The organism is Planctopirus limnophila DSM 3776, assembly GCF_000092105.1.
In the GTDB taxonomy this organism is placed as follows: Bacteria; Planctomycetota; Planctomycetia; order Planctomycetales; family Planctomycetaceae; genus Planctopirus; species Planctopirus limnophila.
In genome coordinates this window covers 1,599,037-1,624,902 of record NC_014148.1, presented here as the reverse complement: position 1 = coordinate 1,624,902, position 25,866 = coordinate 1,599,037, and the positions used below count along the sequence as shown (strand labels likewise).

20 protein-coding genes are annotated in these 25,866 nt (G+C 52.8%); 10 read left to right on the top strand and 10 right to left on the bottom strand.

The window, feature by feature from the left end; genetic code table 11:
* Positions 1-2: 2 nt before the first annotated feature.
* Positions 3-770, top strand: a complete 768-nt coding sequence (locus PLIM_RS06555; protein WP_013109532.1) for an FkbM family methyltransferase — start codon at positions 3-5, stop codon at positions 768-770.
* Positions 767-1,957, top strand: coding sequence for a glycosyltransferase (locus tag PLIM_RS22560; protein WP_013109531.1), 1,191 nt, complete (start codon positions 767-769; stop codon positions 1,955-1,957). The genes PLIM_RS06555 and PLIM_RS22560 overlap by 4 nt, the downstream gene beginning before the upstream one ends.
* Positions 1,958-2,013: 56 nt before the next feature.
* Here PLIM_RS22560 and dnaE read toward each other — a convergent pair whose 3' ends face one another.
* Together dnaE and PLIM_RS06540 are read right to left on the bottom strand one after the other, a co-directional pair.
* Positions 2,014-5,544, bottom strand: a complete 3,531-nt coding sequence (gene dnaE / locus PLIM_RS06545; RefSeq protein ID WP_013109530.1) for a DNA polymerase III subunit alpha — start codon at positions 5,542-5,544, stop codon at positions 2,014-2,016.
* A gap of 231 nt (positions 5,545-5,775) precedes the next feature.
* A complete protein-coding gene (locus PLIM_RS06540) occupies positions 5,776-7,383 on the bottom strand; it encodes an amidophosphoribosyltransferase (protein WP_013109529.1) in 1,608 nt (535 codons plus the stop codon).
* 794 nt (positions 7,384-8,177) lie between these two features.
* Between PLIM_RS06540 and PLIM_RS06530 the strand changes: the two genes are divergently transcribed.
* On the top strand, positions 8,178-9,311 hold the full coding sequence (locus tag PLIM_RS06530; RefSeq protein WP_013109528.1) for a WD40 repeat domain-containing protein: 1,134 nt from the start codon (positions 8,178-8,180) through the stop codon (positions 9,309-9,311).
* A gap of 80 nt (positions 9,312-9,391) precedes the next feature.
* Here the strand turns inward: PLIM_RS06530 and PLIM_RS06525 are convergent, their stop codons facing one another.
* A complete protein-coding gene (locus PLIM_RS06525) occupies positions 9,392-10,798 on the bottom strand; it encodes a DUF1501 domain-containing protein (RefSeq protein ID WP_013109527.1) in 1,407 nt (468 codons plus the stop codon).
* An 887-nt stretch (positions 10,799-11,685) separates the two neighbouring features.
* Between PLIM_RS06525 and PLIM_RS06515 the strand changes: the two genes are divergently transcribed.
* On the top strand, positions 11,686-13,512 hold the full coding sequence (locus PLIM_RS06515; protein ID WP_013109524.1) for a DEAD/DEAH box helicase: 1,827 nt from the start codon (positions 11,686-11,688) through the stop codon (positions 13,510-13,512).
* A gap of 130 nt (positions 13,513-13,642) precedes the next feature.
* Here the strand turns inward: PLIM_RS06515 and PLIM_RS06510 are convergent, their stop codons facing one another.
* From PLIM_RS06510 to PLIM_RS06480, 6 genes are all read right to left on the bottom strand, one after another.
* Complete coding sequence (locus PLIM_RS06510) at positions 13,643-14,281, bottom strand: hypothetical protein (protein ID WP_013109523.1); 639 nt, start codon at positions 14,279-14,281, stop codon at positions 13,643-13,645.
* 244 nt (positions 14,282-14,525) lie between these two features.
* Positions 14,526-15,020, bottom strand: a complete 495-nt coding sequence (locus PLIM_RS06505) for a hypothetical protein (protein ID WP_041401291.1) — start codon at positions 15,018-15,020, stop codon at positions 14,526-14,528.
* Between the two features lie 115 nt (positions 15,021-15,135).
* Positions 15,136-15,507, bottom strand: a complete 372-nt coding sequence (locus PLIM_RS06500) for a hypothetical protein (RefSeq protein ID WP_013109521.1) — start codon at positions 15,505-15,507, stop codon at positions 15,136-15,138.
* Entirely contained in the window at positions 15,504-16,091 is a 588-nt protein-coding gene (locus PLIM_RS06495; protein WP_013109520.1) for an RNA polymerase sigma factor, read from the bottom strand. Before PLIM_RS06495 ends, PLIM_RS06500 begins: the two co-directional genes overlap by 4 nt.
* Positions 16,092-16,531: 440 nt before the next feature.
* On the bottom strand, positions 16,532-18,196 hold the full coding sequence (locus PLIM_RS06485; protein ID WP_013109519.1) for a DUF4332 domain-containing protein: 1,665 nt from the start codon (positions 18,194-18,196) through the stop codon (positions 16,532-16,534).
* Positions 18,197-18,321: 125 nt separating this feature from the next.
* Positions 18,322-18,894 carry a gamma carbonic anhydrase family protein gene (locus tag PLIM_RS06480; protein ID WP_013109518.1) on the bottom strand — a complete coding sequence of 191 codons (573 nt, stop codon included), beginning with the start codon at positions 18,892-18,894 and terminating at the stop codon, positions 18,322-18,324.
* Positions 18,895-19,063: 169 nt separating this feature from the next.
* Between PLIM_RS06480 and PLIM_RS06475 the strand changes: the two genes are divergently transcribed.
* The 6 genes from PLIM_RS06475 (at position 19,064) to PLIM_RS06445 (ending at position 25,130) form a co-directional block, all read left to right on the top strand.
* Positions 19,064-20,266: a phosphoglycerate kinase gene (locus PLIM_RS06475; RefSeq protein ID WP_013109517.1), complete on the top strand. Its 1,203-nt coding sequence runs from the start codon at positions 19,064-19,066 to the stop codon at positions 20,264-20,266.
* A 214-nt stretch (positions 20,267-20,480) separates the two neighbouring features.
* On the top strand, positions 20,481-21,305 hold the full coding sequence (locus tag PLIM_RS06470; protein ID WP_013109516.1) for a sugar phosphate isomerase/epimerase family protein: 825 nt from the start codon (positions 20,481-20,483) through the stop codon (positions 21,303-21,305).
* A 112-nt stretch (positions 21,306-21,417) separates the two neighbouring features.
* On the top strand, positions 21,418-21,756 hold the full coding sequence (locus PLIM_RS06465; protein WP_013109515.1) for a hypothetical protein: 339 nt from the start codon (positions 21,418-21,420) through the stop codon (positions 21,754-21,756).
* A 58-nt stretch (positions 21,757-21,814) separates the two neighbouring features.
* On the top strand, positions 21,815-22,486 hold the full coding sequence (locus PLIM_RS06460) for an SRPBCC family protein (protein ID WP_013109514.1): 672 nt from the start codon (positions 21,815-21,817) through the stop codon (positions 22,484-22,486).
* A gap of 414 nt (positions 22,487-22,900) precedes the next feature.
* Positions 22,901-24,442, top strand: a complete 1,542-nt coding sequence (locus tag PLIM_RS06450) for a POT-type proton-dependent oligopeptide transporter (protein ID WP_013109513.1) — start codon at positions 22,901-22,903, stop codon at positions 24,440-24,442.
* A gap of 97 nt (positions 24,443-24,539) precedes the next feature.
* Complete coding sequence (locus PLIM_RS06445; protein WP_013109512.1) at positions 24,540-25,130, top strand: peroxiredoxin; 591 nt, start codon at positions 24,540-24,542, stop codon at positions 25,128-25,130.
* Positions 25,131-25,216: 86 nt separating this feature from the next.
* Here the strand turns inward: PLIM_RS06445 and PLIM_RS06440 are convergent, their stop codons facing one another.
* Positions 25,217-25,855, bottom strand: a complete 639-nt coding sequence (locus PLIM_RS06440) for a 5-formyltetrahydrofolate cyclo-ligase (protein ID WP_013109511.1) — start codon at positions 25,853-25,855, stop codon at positions 25,217-25,219.
* Between the last annotated feature and the right edge of the window lie 11 nt (positions 25,856-25,866).

Here is a 25,866-nt window from a genome sequence, read left to right as displayed (position 1 = left end):
TCATGCCTGCTAAAGCACGAATCATTATCAAACGTTTACTTGAGTGGTGTGGCCTGAAAATCCGGCGTACCGATAACGATCAGTTCTTCGATTTTGAAGCTTTGTTGTGGCATAGAATGCACCGTTCCAAGCTTTTTCGTTTCATTCAGATTGGCGCCTGCGACGGAATGCGATTTGACCCGATTCATGATTTCATCAAGGCCAATTCATCCACAATTGAGGGGGTGGTTGTTGAACCTTTGCCCGATCTTTATGCCGCTTTATGTCGTACCTATGCAGCTTGCCAGGGAATTCGTCCAATCAACTGCGCGATCCATAATTCTGCCACAACCATGCCCCTGCACCGTGTCCGCAGCAGCAGTTTAGGAACACTCCCCGAATGGGCGATCGGGATCTCATCTTTCGATCGTTCACATCTGCACCGACTGGGTATTCCCGACTCTGCTATCGAAGAGGTTCCTGTTCCGTGTCAATCGTTAGCTGAACTCGTCGAGAAAACGGGTTTCTCCTCGGTGGAACTCTTGCAGATTGACACAGAAGGCTATGATGCCGAAATCATCCTCTCCATCGACTTCTCCTCTTTTCGTCCCACCGTGATTCGTTTTGAACACAGTCGAAACAGCCAGGGCATGCCGGACAATATCTACCATCAGGTCATCGACCATCTGCATGCTGGTGGTTATGAAGTGATCCCCGTCGAGTCGGATGCCATCGCATTTCAGCGATCAATTCTTGAAACTTCATCGCCCCCTGGGAATCTCCGGGTATGAGCAGCGAACAATCTCGGATTCGTGTTCTGTGTGTGATCGGCTCCATGCATGGAGGAGGAGCAGAGAAGCAACTTTTCGAGATCCTGCATCGACTGAACCGAAATCGATTTGAACTCGAACTCTATCTCTCCCACCGTGAAGGAGAACTCCTGGAAAAGCTCCCGACTGATATTCCGATCCACTCGTTCTGGGATGGGTATGCAGGCACGATTCGCTCGAAGTGGGATCATCTCTGGGGAAGAACAGAGCAATCAAGAATCGGCCACTTGGCTCAAACAATTCATCGCAGGAAAATTGATCTCGTTTACGATCATTGCTATCTGGCGACACTTGATGCAGCACAAGCCTCTTTCAAAACAAAAGTTCCCCGCGTTTCGGTAGCAGTGATTGATCCTCAGAGTGAAGTTCACTTCTACTCAGGCGGTCATCCGGCTGACGAGTTGCAGAAAGCAAGCCAGGCCTATGCATCTGCCGATGCTGTCATCGCTGTCTCTGACGGAGTTAAACGTGGCTTAATCGCTGATCTCGCGGTTCCTCCCGAGAAGATTGAAGTCATCTTTAACATGATCGACGTCGAGAAGGCTCTCGAATTATCGCTTGCCCCCGGGCCAGATTTTGAAGTCGATCATTTCCATGTCGTGACTGTCGGACGCCTTGTCGAACAAAAAGGCATCGACATCGCGTTGGCCGCTATCGACATTCTCGTGAATCAACGAGGTTTGAAAAACTTACGTTGGCATTTTGTGGGCGATGGCCCACTGAAAAATGAATTGCATCAACTCGCTGTTAGCCTTGGTCTCGAACAGTACACCAAGTGGCATGGTTATCAATCGAACCCCTACCCGTTTTACCGAGCAGCAAACCTGTTTGTGCTCCCCTCGCGGTACGAAGGTTTTGGGTGCGTGCTCATCGAAGCACTTGCCTGTGGAATTCCAGTTGTGGCGACCGATTGCCCTAGTGGCCCGCGGGAAATTCTCGAAGATGGGCAATACGGCACTCTCATACCTGTCGAAAGCCCCCTCGATATCGCAGATGCCGTTCAGAAAGCGGCCTCACTTGCTCGATCGCCAGAAATGGAAGCAGTATCACAGCGAGCCTACGTCAGCAGCAGATTCTCATACGAAGCAGGGATCCCCCGCATTGAGACATTGTTCGAGCGTGTGATCGCCAGCCGACGGTGCATCTAATGTCTCAGACGCTCAGCGGTTCGCTTCAGAAGTCACCACGATAGTTCCCGTCATCTCTACCTTCCAATACTTCCCGAACGCGACATCCCTCGGCGTTCGGCTACCAGAGAGACACTTCCTGCGCCCAGTGCATCATTCAGCCCTTCGCGTAAATCCTGATTGCACGAAACCTTGATTGGTAAGGGCTTAAGGGCCGTGTATCTCAACCGCTGATCAGGATCCGCCTCATCGATGGTATCCACCACAATGATCACTTCGGATTTGCCAGGATATTTGCCCAGGAGATCTTTGACTCGCTGAATCACAGCCGCATCGTGAATCCCCCGCTGGAACTTGATCGCCAGTGCTTTGGTAAAATCCCGCTCCACTTCGGCCATCGTCCAGATCTGGTCAATCACCACGTTCGGCTCACGGCTCCGCTTATCGACCTTTCCCTTAACGAAGCGAATCTCATCCGCAACGACTTTTTCGCCCGCCACCGCATACTGCTCAGGCCACATAATGCACCGCACCACACCTGTCGGATCTTCCAGATCGAAGTTCACATACCGGCTGTGCCCATTACGGCTGGGCTTCTTTGTGGTGGCCTTCTTAATAGAGGAAACCATCCCTCCCAGCATCACCTCGACACCATCCTCAAGTTCGGCCAGTTGCATCGCCTGATAAGACGTGTATCGACCGATCGTTTCGGCCTGCTCGGTGAGCGGATGAGATGTCAGGTAAAATCCCAAAACTTCTCGCTCATAAGCCAGTTTTTCTCGATGTGACCATTCAGGCACATCGGGAAGTGTCGCCGACGAAGTGCTTTCACCGGGCTGAGAATCCGCTTCATCACCGCCAAACAGATTCTTCTGCCCCCGGGCTTTGTCTTTCTGTAGCGACTGTGCCGCCTGCACAGCCCGCTCAATACACGCGAACTGGGAAGCGCGTTTCGGCGAAATACTATCAAGTGCCCCAGCCTTTACGAGAATTTCCAATGAACCCTTCGACAGGCTCTTGGCATCGACACGTTCACACAGATCAAAAATGCTGGTGAAAGGGCCTTTCAACTGTCGAGCTTCGACAATTGCCTGCGTGGTCGCCTCACCAACACCTTTGATGGCTCCTAATCCAAAGGCCACCTGACGTGGCCCGCGAACCGTGAATTCCACATCGCAGTGATTGATGTCGGGCGGCACAATCTCAATGTTCATCCGCCGGCAATCATCAATATGCTCGTTAATCCGGTCGGTGTCTTCCATTTCGCACGAAAGAAGCGCTGCCATGAACTCTGCGGGATAATGCGCTTTCAAAAAAGCGGTCTGGTAGGCTACTGCGGCATAGGCCGTGCTGTGAGATTTGTTGAAGCCATAGCCGGCAAACTTCTCGATCATTTCGAACAGTTCGGTGGCTTTCGCCTCCGGCAAGCCGTTCTTCTGCGATCCCTCCACAAATTGAGCTTTATACTTGGCAATTGTCTCGAGTTTTTTCTTACTGATGGCTTTGATGCACTGATACGACTGAGGCAATTCGATGCCACCCAGCCGGTTCAAAATTCGCATCACCTGTTCCTGGTAAACCATCACGCCGTACGTTTCATCCAGGATGGTATCCATGATGGGATGAACACGCGGCAACGGTGCCCGTTTATGCTTCACTTCGACATAAGTCATCACCATGCCACCTTCCAGTGGCCCAGGGCGATAAAGCGCCGATGTTGCAATGATGTCGTTAAAACTATCAGGCTTCATCTTGGTCAGCAGGTCGCGCATGCCGCCCGATTCGAGCTGAAAGATCCCCTTGGTTTCACCACGCTGCAGAAGCGCGTAAGTCTCCTTGTCATCGAGTGGCAACTTCACTGGGTCGATGGTTACTCCCCGATGAAGAGCAACGTTCTTGACGGCCTTATCAAGAATTGTGAGATTTCGCAGGCCGAGAAAGTCCATTTTGAGAAGACCGGCCTTCTCGACTGTGGGCCCTTCCCATTGCGTGACAAGGTCTGTCTTGCCACTGATGGTCTGCAGTGGCACGTAGTCGGAAATCGGACGATCAGAAACCACCACACCTGCGGCATGAGTGCCAGCACTGCGGGCCAGGCCTTCGAGTTGAATGGCGTAATCAAACAGCTCGCGAATCTGCGGGTCTGTATCGTAGGCCGCTTTCAGATCACTGCTTTTCTCTAGCGCCTCTTTTAACTCAATACCCAGTTCTTCGGGGACGAGCTTGGCAATCTCATCCACACGCTTCAGTGGGACTGCCAACACGCGGCCGACATCGCGAATGGCGGCCTTGGCCTTCAATGTTCCAAAGGTGCCAATCTGTGAAACATTCGCTTCGCCGTATTTGGCCTTGGTGTAGTCAATCACGTCCTGCCTTCGATCCCGGCAGAAGTCGATATCGATATCCGGTGGCTCGGTACGACTGGGATCAAGAAAGCGTTCAAAGAGGAGATCGTACTTGATGGGGCAGACATGACTCAGCCCTAGCACATAGGCGACGAGAGCACCGCACGCCGAACCTCTCGCACTGGCGGGAATCCCTTTCTCGATAGCAAATCGAACAAAGTCCCACACAATCAGGAAGTAGCTGGGATAGCCCATTTTCTCGATCACACTCAGCTCGAAAGCGAGTCGATCGCGATGCTCCTGGCGGATATTCTCTTCGCCATAACGCCATTTGAGACCTTCTTCGCACAGTTCTCGCAGATAATCGATATCCCGTTTGTTTTCAGGCGTGGTAAAGACAGGAAAGTGCCTGGTCTTCAGGTCGAGATCAATATCGACCCGATCAGCAATTTCCTGTGACCTCGCGACGGCATCTTCGAAACCCTCAAATGCCGCGTACATCTCCTCGGGTGTGCGAACGAAGAGCTGGTTACCCTCCATTTTCATCCGCTTCGGGTCACTGCGTTCCGACTTCGTATTCACACAGAGCAGGACATCCTGAACAGCGGCATCTTCGGTATTCAGATAGTGGGCGTCATTGGTGGCGACGAGTGGTAAGCCCATTTTCTTCGCCAGATCGACCGTCCGTTCGAGACAATCCCGCTGGATCTGATATCCCGCGTTCTGAATCTCCATAAAAAAGCGGTCGCCAAATGTCTGCGAATACCAGTGGCACAGCTTCTCGGCCTCTTCGAATCGCTCACCTAGTAAATGCTGCGAAAGCTCTCCAGCCGCACAACCGGAAAGACAAATCAATCCTTCGCTGTGAGCTTCCAGAATTTCTTTATCGATGCGGGGCTTGTAGTAAAAGCCCTCAATGAATGCCTTGGACGAAAGTTTGACAAGATTCTGGAATCCCACTCGGTTCATGGCCAGCAGTGTCAGATGGTAACTGGCCTCTTTCATACGAGAGGCCCCGGACTTTTCGAGTCGTGACCCGGGAGCAATGTAAGCTTCCATCCCCAGGATGGGGTTAACGCCAGCCCCTTTGGCCATCAGATAGAAGTCGAGCGCGCCATACAGATTCCCATGATCGGTAATCGCGACGGAGTTCATCCCCGAAGCTTTAACTTTTTTGATCAGACCGTCGAGTCTTGTCGCACCATCCAGCAGGCTAAACTGTGAGTGACAATGCAGGTGTGCGAAGGGGCGTGATGAAGTCATGATTCGGGACACTTTCCAATTCGAAAGACAGGCCCCAGCCTGCCGATTCCACAATGAGAATACAAAGTTTCAAAACCTTGAAACATCCTCATCGAAAGAAAGATCACTCACCGACGGCAGGAGACAACAAGCCCAGACAGGCGGAGCTCAACCTCACGGTTGACCGTCTCCATCGTCAGGGAGAAATCTGCTCCCATTGACGTGTGGCGATGTCGATCAACAAAGCAAGTCTTAGTTGGTCGAACAAGCGACAACCTGGGTCTGTTCGTAAGTTCTGCGAGGGGCGACGTGGATCCCTTGTCGCTTCTTGGCGGCATCATCCACAGCCAGTTGATAGAGCTGCTCACCCATCGGTGTGGGGTATTCACCCGTCAAGCAACCCCGGCACAGCTTCCCTTCCGACATGCCCAGGCTACGAGCAATGGCAGGCAATGGCAGATATCGCAAAGAGTCGGCCCCCAGCACGCGAGCCATCTCTGCCTGAACTTCCGTCGTCAGTTCGGCATTCGACTGAATAAATCGAGGTGCGAAGAGCTCGCTGATCGATGACATATCGATCCCGTAGAAACAAGGCGCCACAATGGGGGGGCAGGCGACGCGAACATGAACTTCTTTGGCACCGCCACGCTCACGCAATTGCGAAATCAGCACCTGCATTGTCGTGGAGCGAACAATGGTATCTTCGACCAGCAGCACCCGCTTCCCTTCGAGAACTTCACGAAGAGGCGTGTACTTGAGCCGGGCTTTATCGGCGCGATCTTTGCCTTCGATAAACGTCCGCCCGATGTATCGATTACGAATCAGCCCTTCGAGACTGGGCACCCCCAGTTTGTAAGCCATTGCGTCAGCGGCAGCTTTCGAAGTATCAGGAACAGGAACCACGATCAGGTCGTCACCACGCTCGATATCTTCGAGGGCAGCAAGTTCTTCGCCAAGAGCTTTCCGCGAGAGATAAACACTGCGATCATCAAGCGTACTGGCCACGTTGGCGAAATAGATCCACTCGAAGAAGCAATGCGCCGTCTTGGGTGATTCGGCAAATTTTTTCACTTCGATCTGATTGTTTTGAATAATGACAGCATGGCCAGGGGCCAGCGTGTGAATGTTCTCATTGCGAAAGCCAAGATTCGACAGGGCCACACTCTCACTGGCGGCGGCGAACATGGGCCCTTCGATGGCGTAGCACAGTGGCCGCAGCCCCAGTGGATCACGGGCGACAAACATTTCACCCAGTGCATTCAGAAAGACAATGTTGTAAGCCCCATCCAGCTTTTTGGAGAGTTCAGTCAACAGCTCGACCAGCGAGGGGCGGCGGTCACCGGAAAGCTGCTGCGAAATCAGGTGCATCAGAATTTCAGTATCGGTCTGTCGGGCGAGATGAAACTCCCGCTTGGCCTGAATCTCTTCCATCAACTGTGTGTAGTTGGCAATCTGCCCGTTGAAGGCAAACGAAAACCACTTGTTCTTCTCGATATGCGTCCGCTCGAAAGGATGGGCATAACAGCGGTCTTCTTTGCCACAAGTCGCATAACGAACATGCCCGATGGCTGCCGGCCCCTTGAGCCTTTGCATCAAGGGGAGATATCGATCCTGATGCTGAATGTCAAAAACTTCTGAAACCGTCCCCACATCTTTGTGGGTTTCCAGAATCTGGGCACTTTCGGGATCGTACGACGTCATCCCGGCGGCCAGTTGCCCTCGGTTTTGAATCTCCAGCAAAAGTCGCGGCATATGCCACGAGGTATGACTTGCTCCCTGTCGCGGTGCCAGCGGGCTCTCCACCAATCCAGGCAAGTGGTAGATCGCCGCTACACCGCACTCGTGATGCAATTCCGCCATGTCGCTGGATTCCCGTTAGAAGTCAACCAGACATTTCGAATCATCAGGATTATCCACACTCAATCGAACAAAGATTGAGCCGACAAACCTATTACTGACAAACCTTGTACCGTCAAAACATTATCAAAGTCGAATCTCGAAGCACTCGAGCAATTTTTCCAAATCACAATTGAATTGCCATTGAGAAGTTTGCAGCTTCAAGTTTCCCGGCTGTATTCACACAGCTTCAATCCATAGCTCAGGCTCAGCAGCTGATGTGTTCAACTCATCAACGAAATGAACCGACCAACTTCAGTCTTTGAGCATGATCCAAGCTTCATACAGCCTTCATCATTCCGATCTTACAGGAAACCTGCAATCACTTCAGCCATGGTTTTTCCCGGAAATGAACTTCTGGCCATGCAGACGATCCCTTTCAGTTCTTCTGAGAGTAAACTGCACACTTGCAGGGTCAAGGCGTTTCAGCATCACATGCGTGGTTATCGATATTGGTAGAATTGTTTGACATTCCTGACGGCATCTTGGGTGAGTGAGAATGCGAAATCAGTCTGGGCATGCCTTGACTTTCGAAATCTTCGATACCGGTAAAACTTGATCCATTGAAACTTGATCTCACGAAATTCAACTTGCAACTTCGACCATGTCGGTTTGAAGTACAGATGGTCTGTCATTCATTGATTGACTATCCGCCCAACGGCAATTTGGAAAACTGATTGCGGGAAGACGCCGGATATCAACTCGTGATCACTTCGAATCAACGGACGATTGCCACACGAAAAAGGATTCCCTTTGTGATGACCCATCAACGCTGGCTGCTTTGGCTCATTGCCGGATTCGGTGTGATGCTCTGCGCCCTCGAAACGCAGGCTCAGGATCTCCCCACCATCAAGCTGAAGTCGGTCAAAACGGTAAAACTTGATGGGCCAGCCTATTCTGTCGCAGCACATCCACACCAGCCGTGGATTGCAGTGGGACTCGATAAATCGATCCTGCTGACCCATCTGGACGGTTCCAAACTTCACACTTGGAACTGGCCCGCAGGTCAAGTGCGTGGACTCGCGTTTTCACCAGACGGATCGACGCTGGCGGCTGGAAGTTACCAATCCGTACAGCTATTGAAAGTTAACGCAGGGACAGATGGAAACCCTACTCTGGAACCGCTGAAAACACTTCCCGGCCACCGTGGTTATGTGCTGGATCTGGCGTGGAGCCCGGATGGGAAACAACTGGTAACGGCCTGTGACGATGAAGCCACCCGAGTCTTTCTGGTTGAAACGGCCCAGCGCCAGTTAATGCTGATTGATCACGGTTTCCCGGTCACCAGCGTGGCCTGGTCTCCCTCTGGTGAATGGTTGGCGACATCGGCAGGCGATGAGACTCGAGCCTTCAAAGCTGGCGAAGTGTTTCTTCGAGAAGCGACCACTGGTGAGGTGCTTCACAAGCTGACGGGATTTGAACGCCCTGTCCTGGCGATTCAATTCACACCTCAAAGTGATTTCCTGATTTGCGGTGGTCTCGATGAGAAGTGTTTTGTCTTTCAGACCAAAGACGGACAGCCATTAGGCTTTTATGGTGGCCATGCCCGACCAGTTCGAAGAATTGTCACCGCGACCAGTCAATCTCCCCGGCTCCCTATTGCCATTACAGGTTCAGGGGGGCGATTTGCCGGTAAGAACGAAACTCACATCTGGACTGTCGATTCGGGCGACCAACTGGCCCTGGATGAATCCCACACATCTCAGATTACCGGAGTGGCACTGAGTCCATCAGCCAATCGACTGATCACTGTCAGCAAGGATCAATCGCTATCGATCTTTGAAGTGCAAGGCCTGGAAACTCAGCCACCGCCAACTTCCCCGCAAGACAAGGATGCTACTCAGCCTGCCCCCAGGACTTGGCCACCTGCACCAGCAACTCCTCGTGAATGATCACGAGCCGATCTTTTTCAAACTCCCTGGCAGACTCTGTTGCGAACTGCGGGGGCCATTGTTGTGACCCGACCATCCATTCAAGCGAAGAGTTCCATCACAGGTTGGGCTTGGCCATCGACCAGAGGAAACGACGATCCATCTGGCCCTGGAAGTGGATGCTCAATATCAATTCCCAGACTATGGTAAATCGTCGCGAGAATTTCTGGCGGTGAGACGGGCCGTTCGATGGGAGACCCGCCCAATGCATCGCTTTTTCCGACAATCCTTCCGCCCTGCACTCCACCACCGGCAAAGCCCACGCTCCAGCACTTCGTCCAATGATCTCGCCCGCCAGCCGAGTTGATCATAGGCGTTCGGCCAAACTCAGCCAGATTGCAAACCAGAGTGTCATTCAGCATGCCCCGTTCTTCGAGATCTCGAATCAGAGTGGCATAGCCTTGATCGTACATGGGTGCAATCAGACTTTTCATTTCCTCGACTGAGGCAAACGGGTGTGTGCCGTGAACATCCCAGGTGATTTCAGTTTCGATATTCAAGAACGTATTGATCGTGACAAAGCGTACTCCCGCTTCAATCAAGCGACGGGCAAGCAGGCACGACTGACCGAATCGACTTCGGCCATATTGGTCTCGCACCGCGTCTGGCTCATTGGCCAGATCAAATGCGGCCCGAGCCTCCGGACTGCTGATCAATCGAAAAGCCGCTTCACCATGACTGCCCAACTGAGTGGCCGATTCACTCTTTTCAAACTGAGAAAGCGAACTTTCCACCACTGAACGCAACTTCTGGCGACGATCCAATTTCACAGTTCCGAGCGAAGGAGGAACGTTCCTCTCTGCTCCGCTGAAATGGGGAAGTGAAGGGTCATCATTCAAGACCAATGGATCATAAGCTTTGCCTAAAAAGCGACCGGTTTGTTGATCAGCACGAGGATCTCGACCAGCATCCCTTCTTGCGGGAAGTACGACAAATGGTGGCAAACCAGCCCGCTTTTCCTTCAGGTAGCTTGCCACACTCCCGACATGTGGCGACTGCCAACTACCTGTTGAATATCGTCCAGTTTGGAGATATTGCCAACCGACATCGTGCAAGGCAGGTGCGTTGTGATAACAACTGCGGATGATCGAAAACTTCTCTGCAATCGCCGCATGCTGAGGCAGAATCTCTGTCAAAAAGATCTCGGGAGAAGCAGTCTGAATTGTGGAAAATGGGCCGCGAATTTCGCGTGGTGCCTCTGGTTTTGGATCGAAGGTATCCAACTGACTGGGAGCACCGAGGTTGCAAATCATGATCACGGATCGGCGATCACTTCCTTGATGACGCTCATCGCGAGAAGCAACTCGATCGTTGGTGGAAATGGCTTCCATTGAGATCAGATCAGCGAGGGTAAAACCTCCAGCCCCGAGAGATCCCACCTGGAGGAAGTCGCGGCGGGTGAATCCGATAGCAGGCCGGGCATATCGATCGTCCGTTACGGTAAGCATTAATGACTCCTGATGGATCGATTCCGCTCACGACCAACACTGCCACCTGGGGCGTTTGCTCCAAGTCAAAATTTGAAGCAGTCTTGAGAATAATCAAAACTCACGAGGAGCACATCAATTTCTGTTGATACCAAAAGAATGCCTGAGCACTTGATGTTTAAGGAGATTCGTGGGATGTCATGGATTTCCGTCGGGTTGAACCGCCTGAATCTCGTTTTGAAACCGGAAAACGCACTGGAAAACAGAAATGTCAATCCAAAGAGTGTGAAACTTGGCAAAACGGAATCTTTGTGACTTCCCTGAACGAAATGTCTCTGCTATGATCTCTGTCGAAAGAATGCATGCTGGGCAAGTCTCAGTCTGACCTCATTAGAGGTGAGTTACCTTGATTGGTAACAATGTCTCGTGGTTTGGCTGTCTTGGGTTTGGTGATTTGCTCTCATTTGATGAGAGATTCCCAAAAATTTGGAAGGCGGCCTCCAGTTTCGCACATCATTTTGACGTGTTTTGTATTTAAAGCACCAAAACTGATGGCGAGGTGTAGTCCTGAGCAGTTCCTGCCGCGTTCGATCGTCCCCTGCCATTTTAGCTGGTCATCATCTGATTCCTGAGTGAAGTTTTTCTTCATTTTCGAGTCTCAGATGTTGCAGCGGCTGACAATGGTATCGGTTCGAATGATGGTCCAGACGAATGCTCCCACAATCGATGCAACACATTACGTTGTCATCGCTGAATCGTAGTGTGGTTTTGGCATTTTCTGCGGGCAACATCGAGTGGGTAGTCATGTGTTCTCACATTTGCGGTAGCAATTGTGGATCGCCAGGGGCCTGAATTTTTGTGAATTGTCCAATCTTTTTGCCAGAACTTAACTTTCGAAATCGAGACACATGACTGAATTGCCCGCTGACATCGAAACCACCACGACTTTTGCTGATTTGAACATCAGCCCGCCGATTCTCTCGGCTGTCACTGCCTCCGGATATGTGAATCCGACTCCTATTCAGGCTCGGACGATTCCCCTGTTGATCGAGGGCCGAGATGTCCTTGGTATGGCTCAAACCGGGACTGGTAAAACCGCTGCTTTTGCCATCCCCATGCTACAGGCCATTGATCTCTCGTCATCGGCCACGCAAGTGCTCATCCTGGCACCGACTCGAGAGTTGGCGATGCAGGTGGCTGAAGCCTTTGAAAAATATGCTGCCAACCTCAAAGGGTTGCGTGTTGCCGCCATTTATGGTGGTCAGGATTACCAACTCCAGTTCCGCCAGTTGAACCGTGGTGCCCATGTGATTGTGGGAACCCCGGGCCGAGTGATGGATCATATTCGTCGTGGCTCACTCAAGCTCGATTCACTCAAGGGTCTGGTACTTGATGAAGCCGACGAAATGCTGCGCATGGGGTTCGCCGAAGATGTCGAGTGGATTCTCGAACAGACACCTTCCCAGCGTCAAATTGCACTCTTCAGTGCCACCATGCCCGATTCGATCCGTCGCATCGCGCAGAAACACCTGAAAAATCCTGCCGAAATCACTATCAAGCGTCGTACGGCGACTGCCGAAACGATTCGCCAGCGGTTTATCACCGTGCCGCCTTTCCAGAAGGAAGCGGTTCTCGCCCGCATTCTCGAAACGGAACCCATCGACGCGGTCATTATCTTCGTCAAAACCAAGAGCACGACAGTTCCATTGGCTGAATTTCTCGCCAGCCAGGGCTATCGAACAGCTGCCCTTTCGAGCGATGTTCCTCAAGCTCAACGCGAGCGTATTGTCGAACATCTCAAGTCAGGTCGGCTGGATATTGTCATTGCCACAGATGTCGCTGCCCGCGGACTCGACGTCCAGCGCATCACGCACGTCATCAACTTTGATCTCCCTTCGGATAGCGAAAGCTATGTCCACCGCATTGGCCGAACAGGTCGTGCGGGTCGTCAGGGCGATACCATTCTGTTCCTGCATCCCCGCGAACGTTTCCAACTCCGCCGCATCGAACAAGTGACTCGCCAGCCCATTGAACCGATGCAGGTGCCTGCTGCTGCTCAGGTCAACGAACGGCGCATTGAACGTTTCAAATCCAAAATCAAAACAGCACTCGATCACCGAGATCTGGAAGCGTTCTCTGGTATCATTGAAAGTCTGCAGAAAGAATCCGACACGCCGATTGAGCAGATTGCCGCTGCCCTGGCTGTGCTGGCTGCTGGCGATGCACCGTTGCTGGTGAAGGACGACATCCGGGATTTCAACTCGATTGAAACTCGAAATCGTGAACCAGCACCCGGGCGTGGCAATCCGCGGTTGGCACGTGCTCAGGATGCCGAGCGCAGCATGCGACCTCGAGGGCGAGAAGCGGGACGCGAAGAACGTGCTCCCCGTTCCGAAGGTCGCTCCTTCCGCCCGATGGAAACCTTCCGCATTCAGGTCGGGCAGATCCATCAGGTCAAGCCGGCGAACATTGTGGGTGCCATTGCCAACGAAACTGGTCTCGACAGTTCATGCATTGGGCGGATCGAGATTTACGATAACTACAGCACTGTCGATCTGCTGGCCGGTATGCCGGACGATGTGTTCCATTCACTCAAAGCCGTCGAAGTGCTGGGCCAGCAACTCAACATTTCCCGGGCCACAGAGCACCCTGCCAACGAAGAATTTTCCGCTCGGAAATCCAAAGGACGCTTTGACTCCAAGCGAAATCTGAAACCCAATCAGCAGCGATCGTAGATCATCTTGATTGTCAATGGATGACCATCATGTGATCCTGCTCACCATCAAGAAGACCGGCTTGGCATGCAGCCCAGCCGGTCTTTTTTCAATTGGTCTTTGAGCGATGAATAAACGCATCGACGATCATTCAATTCGACTTCAGTCGGATCGACTTCGCAAATTCCAGAATCGCTTCACGATGCTGTTGAATGGTGGCCTGGGGTCCGGTGGCTTTAATAAAGAAGTTTGTGTTCTCCAGCGGTAAGACGATGCCAACCATCGCTGCATTGGGGATCACAGCGTTCTCTTTCGCAAAGCCGTCGGTAAAAGTTCCCGCCAGATCGAGCACAATCGCCTGCTTGCCGGCAATCTCAATTTCCGTCCGCTTCGGGCGTACATCGCTACCGGCCGTCTGGAATTGTCCTCGCCAGCGATCCAGATTCATTTCGACATCGCCACCGGCACCGGAACAGGTCAATCGCCCGACCCCTTCTGTTCCGGGAAGCTGGAACTCAGCCATGAGGACATCGCTTCGCGGAGGGATTTCAAACCAGCCTGTGGGGACTGTGATTTTGAGCAGCCCCAGGTCTTTTTCGTACGGCTCAATGATCTCGGCCTGATCGCTGGTTGACCTGGAATCGCTTGTCGCTGTGGCATCCGGGGGTGTTGCCACAACAGGCGCAGCATTTTCACCACAACCCGAGAGCAGGAATCCGGCTACGGGCACAACCGTCCAAACCACTCGGTTCCATTTTGAAGGCTGGGCAGCGTCAAATTGCGTCAACATGGTTCCCCCTGAGGACAGGTCTCAAAGTTTCACTCCCGACGGGCCAACTCTCCACGAGTTTTCAACCATCGGGAATACCATGTTATACCTGCAAACTGCCATTTGCCCTCTATGATGAAATGTCGAAATTTTCTGACATGTTTTCGTTCTGATCGGCCTGCATCGTCGAACAAAATCACTGTTGCAACCAATGGGCAGCACAGCTTTCGATCATCATGCAGGAAGGGGATGCACGAACCAGCTCTTAGAGCCCACCCCAGATCAGATTCACTTCGCGGAACTTCTTTTGAAACTGCACGAAGTCCGATGGCTTCAGAATCTTTGACATCTTCGCTTCCAGTTCGGCGTTCCAACTTTCCATGGTCGGTGCATGCTCACCACGCAGATTCTGTACTCGACGATGATGCTCAGAAATGATCTCCAGCACAGTGGCTTCCTTCGCCGGAGAGAGCCCGTAGTCATACGCCATGATTTCTGCAATTCGCTTCGGCATATCATCTGGATTCTGCTTCATCTCCAGCAACGTTGCCCGCAGCCAGTAGGCATGAATGATGGCGCCCGTGACCCCACCAGCCAAAAAAATCCCCAGCCAGATCACACTCATCAACAAAAACCGCCAGCCAGATCGCTGGCGCGATGATGGCTGTTTACCACTTATCACCAGCATTTCCGCTCGATCGTCTGAACGAGCAGAGACATCTGCTGAAATCGCAAGGTCTGCGGATACTGGAGTCGTCATTGGGTCTTATTCACTCTGGATTTTGTCACGTTCACTAGGCACGAAGAATCCAATGTTTCGCCCGATCGGGACGACTTAGCTCATAGTGAAACGAGGACATTGGGGAATGAGAACTTCAAATATCAATGGCACGCCAGGCAAGGCTGGGTGAACGAATCCACATGCCCGTGGGATCGGAGAGAAATTGCAGCGAGGAGTAGCCCCACCAGATGCTGAACAGCATCAAGGCAGCCGAGGCTGCTGCAGCCCAGATCCCACTTCGCAGACCCGCATCGACCCTTCCCCACAAGCCGTCCGTGTGGCTCTTCAATGCGAAGGTGGCATTTTTCGTTGCGTAACGGCTGGCGAACTCTTCCTGATGGATCTGCTCCATCACGGCATCGACCACCTGGACTTCAGGAATCTTTTCAGCCCTGGCCAAGTGCAGCAGGCCTTCGAATTCTGCGAGCGGGGATTCACTCCCGAAGTTTGAACGATCTGGTTTCATGATTGAGCCCTCTCCAGGACCTGGGCCAGTTTTCTGCGCGCTCTGAATGCCTGCACCTTGACCATGGCCAGCGACCATCCCGTCAGCGCTGAGATTTCCTTCAGCGAACGCTCTTCCAGATGCAGAAGCGTCAACACCAGTCGATCTCGTGGTGGCAAAGTGGACAGCACCATGTGGACTTTGGTTGCGGCATCGTGGGCAGCCTCAGAATTGTCTTCCCGGGCGACGGGCTCTGGTAAAGCCTCCAGGCGGGCATGGCGTTGCCTCTGTTTGGCCTGCTGCTTCCAGAAACGGTACCCAGTCCGGGTGCCAATCACAGTGAGCCAGTGAAGGAGAGGAGCTTCGCCACGAAAGTTATGAATCTGCCGCCACGCTTCGATAAAGACTGTCTGAACGAGTTCTTCAACAACGGCCGGATCGCGAGTAAAGCGGCTCATTAATCGCGTCACAGACCGTTGATGCCGCTCGACAACAGCCCGATAGGCGGCTGAATCTCCCTGCTGAACCCTGTTGACATCCGCCCAATCCAGAGCCGCATCCGCCGTAACCTGCACGTTTTCAGCAGTAACTTCGGCAACTGGCATCCAAGCCCAGTTCCAGACGTCCCGAGTGAGCTTCGGAAGCCGATCAACAGCAACAGCACCGCGACAATGAGCAAGAAGATTCCAGTCAAGAAATCGACCACTCCACAATTCGGCAAAACCACTTTTTGCACACGACGGCATGCTTGTTTCCCAGGCTCACATTTTGCGGGAAGTTGAGAACCTGACAGCGTGGGTCTCGTTTTCTCAGGAGAACCTCGGTTCACTCGCTGACATAAATCTCAATATCCGCGTCGAAATTCTACCCTTCTTGTGGGAGAACATCGACAGGAGGTTACAGCCGTCAGCGACCATCGAGAATTTTTCACGCCAATTCAACTGGCATGATACTCTGCTCAGATGGCTTGCAATTCCTGTTTTCCTCTAAAAAAGGCCTGCTGCAAGTCCCACCAGCCCGCAGCTGGTGTCATCACAGTTGACGATCAGGCAGCCTGGGACTGGCTCGAATTCTCACTGTTATGAGCCTTCGCACGAGTTTGCCACTGGCGCAAATCCTCAAGATCTGGTGGATGCGAACCTCGCAGGAGCCTCTCGGCTTCAGGGGTTGTCAGAAAGTTATCCACGAGATCCCAGAGCGTTTCGATCTCGGCTTCGACAAATTCATCTTTCGTCTGAATTCCAATAGCCGTCAGAATCTGAGCCATATAGCCCCGGAACTTTGGAATCTCGCAACAGAGCCGAGCCTGACACTGCCATTCGTAAAGAGTGACAGAATCAAGCGATTTCTGGCTCAGTTTTCTGGCGAGTTCATGAGGTTCGGCATTCACAAACTCGCCAACCGTCCGAATCCCGGCGCTGGTGAATTTTTCGGCTGTTTTTGGCCCAATCGAAGGCGCCTTTTCCAGCGGCATATTCATCGCCAAATAGAATTGCGACTCATGCTCTTGAACCATTCGCCCGGTCGCTGGTTCTGAAACTGCTTGAACTTTTCCTGCTGTTGGCAAACCTTGAGGCTGAGGTTGAACACGATTCACCGAAGAAGGTGATGGTGGAGTCGAAACAGGTGGCTGCGCATGGATCACAGGTTGTGGCAGAGGTTTTGCCGTTGGCTTTTCAGCAACTTCCTGAGATTTCGTCTTTGCCTGTGACTTGGTTTGTTCTGCTTCGACTTTTAGTGCCTCTGCATGCTTCGATCCCGCTAAGGCCACCGATTCCTGCCCAAATGTCTCGACAGGAACTTTGCAGACTTCAGTAGCGTAGGCTTCGCGAACCACTTTCTCGTCAGCCGAAAGTGTCTTCTCACAGCGGCCAGTTTTTTCAACTTCCTTTGCAATCGCCAGAACTGCGGCCCGTTCGCTGGAATTGGCCATTTTCTTAGTCACAGAAAAAATCGGTACTGTCATGGCAGCCAGCACGCCATAAATCGTGACCGGGCTCGAAGGTGGTGTCACCCCGGATTCCTTGAGGCATTCCCCCAGCACCAGAGCGTACCCGCGTATCGTTTCTCCAAGGATGCGGGCGATCGCTCGCTTGCCGGTTTCGTCATAACCTTCAACCGGTTTCTTGGAACCAATCGCCAGCGAGTAATGCGAAATGGCCAATTCATACGACTGATTCGCGAATTGTGCACCCTGACGAATGATCTGAGGCAGCCACTCAACCCCTTGAGGCAAGCTCTTTGCTGGTACACCACCCAGTTCCTGGTCGAGCAAGAGCCGCAATTGATCGTAAGAGCAGGCAATGGTCCACTCGGCGGCCCGGTGAACAATCGTTTCAGCTTCCGACTGCCCCGTATGGAATGGCTGAAACGGATCGGTCACATAATGACTGAGGACACCCGCACTATAGACCCCTTGTGACCAATCCTTCTGACGGAAGGCTGTAACCGCTTTCTCGTACCAGATTTGTGCCGTCTTGATCGCACCGCCCCACTCGCGATCCCGCACATGCAGCACGTGGTTTTGAAAGTCTTTGAACTTGTCATCGGGAGCTTTCGATCCATCGAGATACTGATCGATCCGCGTCAAAAACAGATCGCTCCATCTCTCCGCGTCTGGTATTTCAAGATACCTCAGTGCATCAAGGGCCAGTTTGTGGTGCGTGTTCTTGCACTTGTAGGCAAAGAGGACTGAAAACAAGAGGGACATGTCAGCCACTTCCCGATACCAGGCGAAGTGTTCAGGCTTCGCCAATTGACCCATCTGCTTCTGAAACTGTCTTTTTCGCAGATTGAAGGCATGCTGACGAGTAATCTTCTTTCGGCAGAAACCGCTTATTGAACGAAGCGAATCCCTTGCTCCTGGGCTGCCCGGTGAGCAACAGAATTATTGGCGTAGTGCTTCCACGTGCGTTCAATCCGCCAGGCAAGTTCTGGAGAAACTTCACGGATCTGTCGTGCGGGAACTCCGGCCCAGAGTGTCCCTGGGGGCACAATCGTTTCTTCCAGCACCAGTGCGCCAGCCGCAATGAAGGCTCCCCGTCCGATGACAGCCCGGCTCAACACGTTCGCACTGATGCCAATAAGCACATCGTCTTCCACCGTGGCCCCATGCACCAAAGCACGATGTCCCAGCGACACCCGGTTTCCGATTTTACAGGGAGAATGTGGATCCACATGCAAAATGGCTCCATCCTGCAAATTGCTGTCTTCCCCGATGTCGATGCGTTCGTGGTCGCCGCGAACGACGGCTCCAAACCAGATGGAACTGCGCGCCCCGACAGAAACCCGGCCATAAAGCGTTGCCCCAGGGGCAATCCACGCAGTGGGATCAATCACCGGATTCTCGGTAATCGCCGAAAAATCCCAGTGAATCTGTGGAAAAGGGACTTCAGGGGGCTGGAACATTCAAAACCTCTTCAAGAGTAAGGCTTCGGAAACTTGGAAGTCGCACGCAACTCCTCTACTCTATCGGCTGATTCCGTCATTATCGAAACCGGTGTTGAAACCACATTTCACAGGGCGACAGTCAGCCAGACTGACGCACCGCATTGTTCCTGGATCAGGGTAAATTTTCATGGCCAAAAAGACCATTGCCGATGTCGACGTTCAGGGGAAGGCCGTTCTCATGCGGTGCGATTTCAACGTCCCGCTCGATGACAATCTTGTCATTACCGATGACCGCCGCATTACAGAAGCTCTCCCATCGATTGAATCCGTCCTCAAACGAGGTGGTCGTGTGATTCTCATGAGCCACCTGGGACGTCCGGAAGGTGTCGATCCTGCGGCCGATGCGAAGTACAGCCTCAAACCTGTGGCAGCCCGCCTGAAGGAACTTCTGGGAGTTCCCGTTCACTTTGCCAGCGATACGGTGGGTGCCGACGCCGAAGCCAAAGTGAAGGCTCTCCAGAACAATGAAGTTCTGCTCCTTGAAAACGTACGTTTCAACAAAGGAGAGAAGAAAGGCGAAAACAGTTACGTCAACATTCTCGCCACCTTTGGCGACATCTACTGCAACGACGCTTTTGGCACCTGCCACCGTTCCGAAGGTTCGATGGTCGGTGTGCCCAATGCCATGGGGAACAAACCCAAGGTCTGCGGCTTCCTCGTCGAGAAGGAAATCAAGTTCCTCTCCGATGCCATTTCGAATCCGGCCCGTCCATTTGTGGCGATTGTGGGTGGGAAAAAGGTCGATGATAAAATCAACGTTATCAAGAATCTGCTCTCCATCTGCGATACGGTTTTGATTGGCGGGGCGATGGCCTTCGCCTTCTCGAAGGCTCAAGGGGGCCAGATTGGCAAGAGCTATCTGCCGAATCCGCCCGAAGCCAGCCTCGCGCTCGCCAAGGAACTGCTGACAATCGGCGGAGAAAAGCTGCAACTTCCCGTCGATACCCATTGCGGCGATGCCTTCAAGGGTGACTGCAACAAGATGATCGCCAAAGCCGGCCAGATTCCCGAGAACTTCGAAGGTTTCGACATTGGCCCGGAAACTCAGAAGAGATATGCCGAGATCGTGAAAGCCGCCAAGACGATTGTCTGGAACGGCCCGATGGGTGTCTTTGAAATGCCTCCTTTTGATGCTGGGACTCGAGCGGTCGCCGAGGCGATTGTTGCCAGCGATGCCACCAGCATCATCGGCGGTGGCGACAGCGCTTCTGCCATCCAGCAGTTCGGTCTGGCCGATCAGGTCACGCATGTCAGCACGGGCGGTGGAGCCAGTCTCGAAATGCTTGAAGGCAAAAAGTTCGCTGCTGTCGAACTTCTCGACGACAAGTAGACTTTGCCAAGCTGCATTTTGCTTGCTGTCATGTCACGCATCGAAATGCGACGACTCTTCCCCCTTCTCCCATGCCGATGGGAGAAGGCCGGGATGAGGGCGAACCTGCCGAATAGGATACGTACGCAACAACTTGTTTCCGCAGAAACGAGCAACTGATGCTCTTTCGCAGTCGTCGCTATGCTCAATCCATCGTTTCCAGAGAGCCGCCTCTATGCCAATTCTCTCAGCCGTCACGATCAGCCTGGTCGAAGAAGCACGCGGCGGCCCCTTCGTGTTCTGGGATGATGTCGAGGCCAGTTGCCAGGTCGCGAGTGAACTGGGCTTTGATGCCGTCGAACTCTTTGCTCCCGAACCAGGCTTTGTCCCTGTCAAAACCTTCAAAGAAATCCTCTCGCGATACAATCTCAAGCTGGCAGCTGTCGGAACAGGGGCCGGCTGGCTTAAAAAGCAGCTTTCACTGACCAGCCCAAATGCGGAAATCCGTCAGGCCGCCAAAAAATTCATCACCAGTATGATTGAATATGGTGGCCAGTTGGGTGCCCCGGCGATCATTGGCTCCATGCAGGGAAAAGCCGCCTCGTCTGCTTCGATTGCTGAGTGCCGGATGTTGCTGGGTGAAGCCCTGGCGGAACTTTGTCATCACAGCCATAGCCGATTCGGCCTGCCGCTGATCTACGAACCGCTCAATCGTTACGAAACCAATCTCTGCAATACTCAAGGAGATGGTGCTCATCTTCTACAGACTTATGGTGCCCCGGACTGCAAACTTCTGGCCGACCTGTTCCACATGAACATCGAAGAAATCAACATCACGCAAGGGCTGCTCGATGGAGGCTCATGGATCGGCCACATCCATTATGTCGATTCCAATCGGAATGCGGCTGGAATGGGCCACATTGACTTTGCCCAGGTGATCGCGACATTAAAACAGATTAACTACGAGGGTTATCTTTCGGCAGAAGCCCGCAGCCTCCCAGATGCGAGGACAGCCGCCCAAGCGACCATCGACAGTATCCGCCAGCATCTCGGCAAATAGCCAGCCACCGGATGCAGACGCAAAAATTCGCGATTTGTGACTTTGCTGGCTATCCTTAAGAATGCAGGAAAGACGGTGTGATTACTAGTAAGCCATCTCTTGAGGACTCCCCATGACTGAGGAATTCCCCATCGACCAGCCAGCAGAATCCCAGTCCACCGCCATCACGACAACTTCCAGTTTTCGAGCGTCTCCACAACCAGATACCAGGCTGTATATCCCCAACCACGAAAACTGGCAGGCCCGCATCAAGGCCGACACTGAGAAAATTTACTGCTACTCAAAATTGCCAGGGGAAGACTTCTTCCATCTCATTCTCAATGGCGAAATCTACCTGATTGGGGAAACCGAAAAGTACTGCCTCCGCTGTGCTTTGAGGCTTGGTATCGCCACACAAGATCGACTCTTCTGGCAGAACCGTGTGCTCAAGCGGTCTTCTTCCAAGCTGTAAGCGAGCCTCTCAAAACCCGAGCCGGAATCATCGACTTCTCTCTGGAGGATCAATCGCCATGAAACAAAGACTTCTCATCGTGCTCGTCGTTTTACTGTGTCTAACGGCTTTCTTTGCAGGCATTGTGGCCGTTCAGCCCGAAGAATTTCATATCACTCGATCGGCAGTCATGAAGGCGACACCCGACAAGGTGGGCGAAAGAATCGATCACTTCAAAGCCTGGGCAGACTGGTCACCGTGGGCCAAACTCGACCCCAATTCGAAAGAGGAATTTGAAGGACCGGCACAAGGTCCCGGTGCCATCATGAAATGGTCGGGTAATGACGAGGTCGGCGAAGGGAAGATGACGATCCTCGAAACACGCCCCGGCGAGTACATTAAAATTCAGCTCGACTTCATCCGCCCCATGGTCGCCTCTAATCTCGTCGAATTTCAGTTAGAACCTCAAGGGGAAGAGACCAAAGTCACCTGGTCAATGTCGGGCAAGAACAACTTCGTCGGCAAAGCTTTTCACCTGATTGTCGATTGCGACAAAATGATCGGTGGTGACTTTGAAAAAGGGCTCAATAGCATGAAAGCTCTTGTCGAAGCCCCACCAGCACTCACAGAAGAACCTCAGTCAAAAGCAAAACCAGACGCTGATGCCGTCCTGGAAAAACCGGCTGAAGTGAACAAACCCAGCGAACAATCAGCCCCCGTTGATAGCGTGACCACTCCACCTGCTCCATGATTTCCCGGAGTCTCAACTACCGTAGTAACGATCAACGATCGATCAAGCATAGGCAGTTCCCGATATGACGTGGGCCATCGACAGAATCATATGCGGGATTCGTCTAATCGATTGATTGCTGGTCACAACTTGACTAGCCTGCAAGAGCGTTTCTGGAGAAGCCAAGGAACCTCTGACGATTGAAACGATCAGAGCAAGCTGTTTGAAGTTTCCACCTGCCCCGGCAGTTCCCCAGGGAGGATTCGAGCGAAGTTCTGACCTGCTCTCGGGTCGATAAGCTCTTCGGGATGAGGAAAACCGATTGGAAAGTTCAGACATCCCATTCACTTCGCCTATCCAGTCTGCGATTCTCTGTATTCGAACCGGTTCACGACCGGCCTTGGGTCACTGCCATTCTGACTTGCGGGATTGTTCATGACGGCGGCTTATCGCACAGCACCAGACCAGACCTTAACCACCATGCCTCCGGGCATTCCGTATATCATCGGGAACGAAGCCGCCGAACGGTTCAGCTTCTATGGCATGAAGGCCATCCTGTATCTGTATCTCACAAAATACATCGTGGATGCAGCGGGAGTATCGGCGGTCTATGACAAAGAAGATGCGACGGCCTTATTGCATCTGTTCGTCGCGGCGGCTTATCTGTTCCCGATTGTGGGTGGCCCACTTGCCGATTTTTATCTCGGCAAGTACCGAGTCATCCTGTGGCTCTCCTGGGCCTATTGCCTCGGTCATCTTTCGCTCGCTGCGATTGATGGGCGAAATGGCCTCTGGCTGGGACTGGCACTCATTGCCATGGGTGCGGGTGGTATCAAACCCTGCGTTTCGTCCCATGTCGGTGATCAATTTGGTCAGGGAAATCAGCATCTGATCAGCCGCATCTTCCGCTGGTTCTACTTCGTGATCAATGTCGGTGCTTTGGCGGCGATGTTCTGCATACCCCGCACGCGAGACATCTTCCTCTCCCCGGAGAACGGCCGGGCTTATCTGAAGTACATTGTTCCTGCCGACTGGCTAAACGCGATTCTCCCTCACTTCAGCCCGACCTTGGCACACCACGTGGCCTTTGGGATTCCGGGGGTCTTGATGCTTCTGGCCACGATTGTCTTCTGGATGGGCCGCAACAAATTCGTCCACATCCCCCCATCAACCGACGAATTCATGAAAGAACTCGAACCGATCCTGGAGCGAGCGCCGTTTCTCAAGTATTTTCCACCCATCATGTTCGTCGCCATTTTCATGAATCCCGAAAACCGGCGGGCGATCTTGAAACTGCTGCCGCTTTTTGCATTCATTGTCGTGTTCTGGGCGCTGTTTGATCAGACGATGTCCACGTGGGTCGAGCAGGCGACGCATATGAATTTGACTGTTCTCCGCTGGCGCGACTGGGAATGGAAAGTTCTGCCTGATGAAACCCAGACGTTGAATCCTCTCTTCGTGCTCATGTTCATACCACTGCTCGATTTTGTGGTTTTCCCAGCCCTGGCAAAAGTGGTTCAACTTTCGGCATTACGCCGTGTCTCGGTCGGTTTGTTTCTCGCCTCGATGGCCTTTGCTGTCAGCGGCTTTATCCAGATGGAGATCGATCAGAACTTTACGCCCTGGGTGCTGTGGCTTGTCTTTCCCTATGCCATCATCACGGTTGCCGAAGTTCTCGTTTCGACAACCTGCCTCGAATTCTCCTACACACAGGCTCCCAACCGACTCAAGTCGATCATCATGTCGCTCTACCTGCTCTCAGTGTTCGGCGGCAACCTGCTGACCTCCGGCGTCAACTGGATGATCTCCAGGGATGATGGGACCTCCATGCTTCCCGGGGCCAGCTATTACTGGTTCTTCTCGATTCTTATGTTCGTGACGGCGGTCTGCTTTATCCCTTATGCAGTCCTGTATCGCGAATCGCGATTTATTCAGGGTGAAGACGCACCCACGGCTCCACAAGGCAAACGTAAATAGTCAATCGACTCTTTCTCCAGCCACTTGAATGACTCACTTCCAACCTGTTAGGTTCATGGACTGGAAGTTTGTTTCAATTCGACTGGAGAACCACAACATGATCGCATTCAACCGCGCCGTTGCCTTATGCCTCACCCTTTGCACCTTAGGCCTTGGGGGAATCTCAGCTTCCGCTGCCGACCTCAAGGTGGGAGACAAAGCCCCCCAGTTTGAAGCACTGGATACGCAGGGCCAAGCCTGGAAGTCGGCCGAACATGTGGGCAAGAAGCTGATTGTCGTTTACTTCTATCCTGCCGATATGACGGGTGGCTGCACCAAGCAGGCCTGTGCCTTCCGCGACGATCTGTCCAAGCTGGCGGGCCAGGATGTTGAGGTCGTCGGTGTCAGTGGTGATTCTGTCCGCAATCACCAGTTGTTCTCCAAGAAGCATAATCTGTCATTCACGCTGCTCGCTGATACCGAGGCCAAAGTCGCTGAGGCGTTTGGCGTTCCCTATACCAAAGGGGAAAAGTCGGTGAAGGCCGAAGTCGATGGCAAAGAAGAAACGTTGCTTCGCAATGTGACCATCCAGCGCTGGACTTTCATCATCGACAAGGATGGCAAGGTCGCCTACAAGAACACGAAAGTCGCCGCCGCCGATGACAGCAAAGCTGTTGCAGAAGCCGTCGCGTCGATCAAGAAGAAGTAACTCCTGTCCGATCAAGATGTGAATCACTCTACAGCCAGAGTCAGGTCTTACGGCCTGTCTCTGGCTGTCTTCTTTTTTGCAAAGTCTCAACTTCCCGGAGTGACATCACTCCAGATCATTCGGCTTTCAGTGATCACGAGATCGACTGGCAGATCATGTTCTTCGACAGGAACTTCCTCGACCATTTGAACCTCAAAAGCCAGGCCCACTTTAATCGCATGGGGATTCAGCTCCATCAGCAATCGATCAAAATAGCCCCGTCCCTGCCCCAGTCTTCGCCCCTGCTCATCGAAAGCCAATCCCGGCAAGACGACCAGATCGATCTCCGCAAGATTCGCACAGCGATCCGGCTGAGTTCTCATTTCAGCGCGTGGCTCTGGAATCCCAAAAGAGCCAGCCGATAACTCATCGAGACTCTGCAGCCAGAACAGCCTCAATTCATCGCCGTCACACCACGGGACGATCAACTTCCGAGTGCATCCAGCGGTCTGTTCAAGCTCCTTCAGCACTTTCTCGACAAGCGGCCAGGTCATCACTTCGCTGCCACTGGAGAGGTAAACCAGAGGTACCCGGCACTTCTTCCATGGTTCTGAACTTTCCAGTTGATCGAGGATCCGATGACTCCGCTCAGACCGATCTGTCATTGCCAAACGGGCCGACCGCACACTTTGGCGAAGCTCTTCTTTTTGAGTGATAAAGCTCTTCTGGAAATTCTCAGATGACATGACTTTGCCCT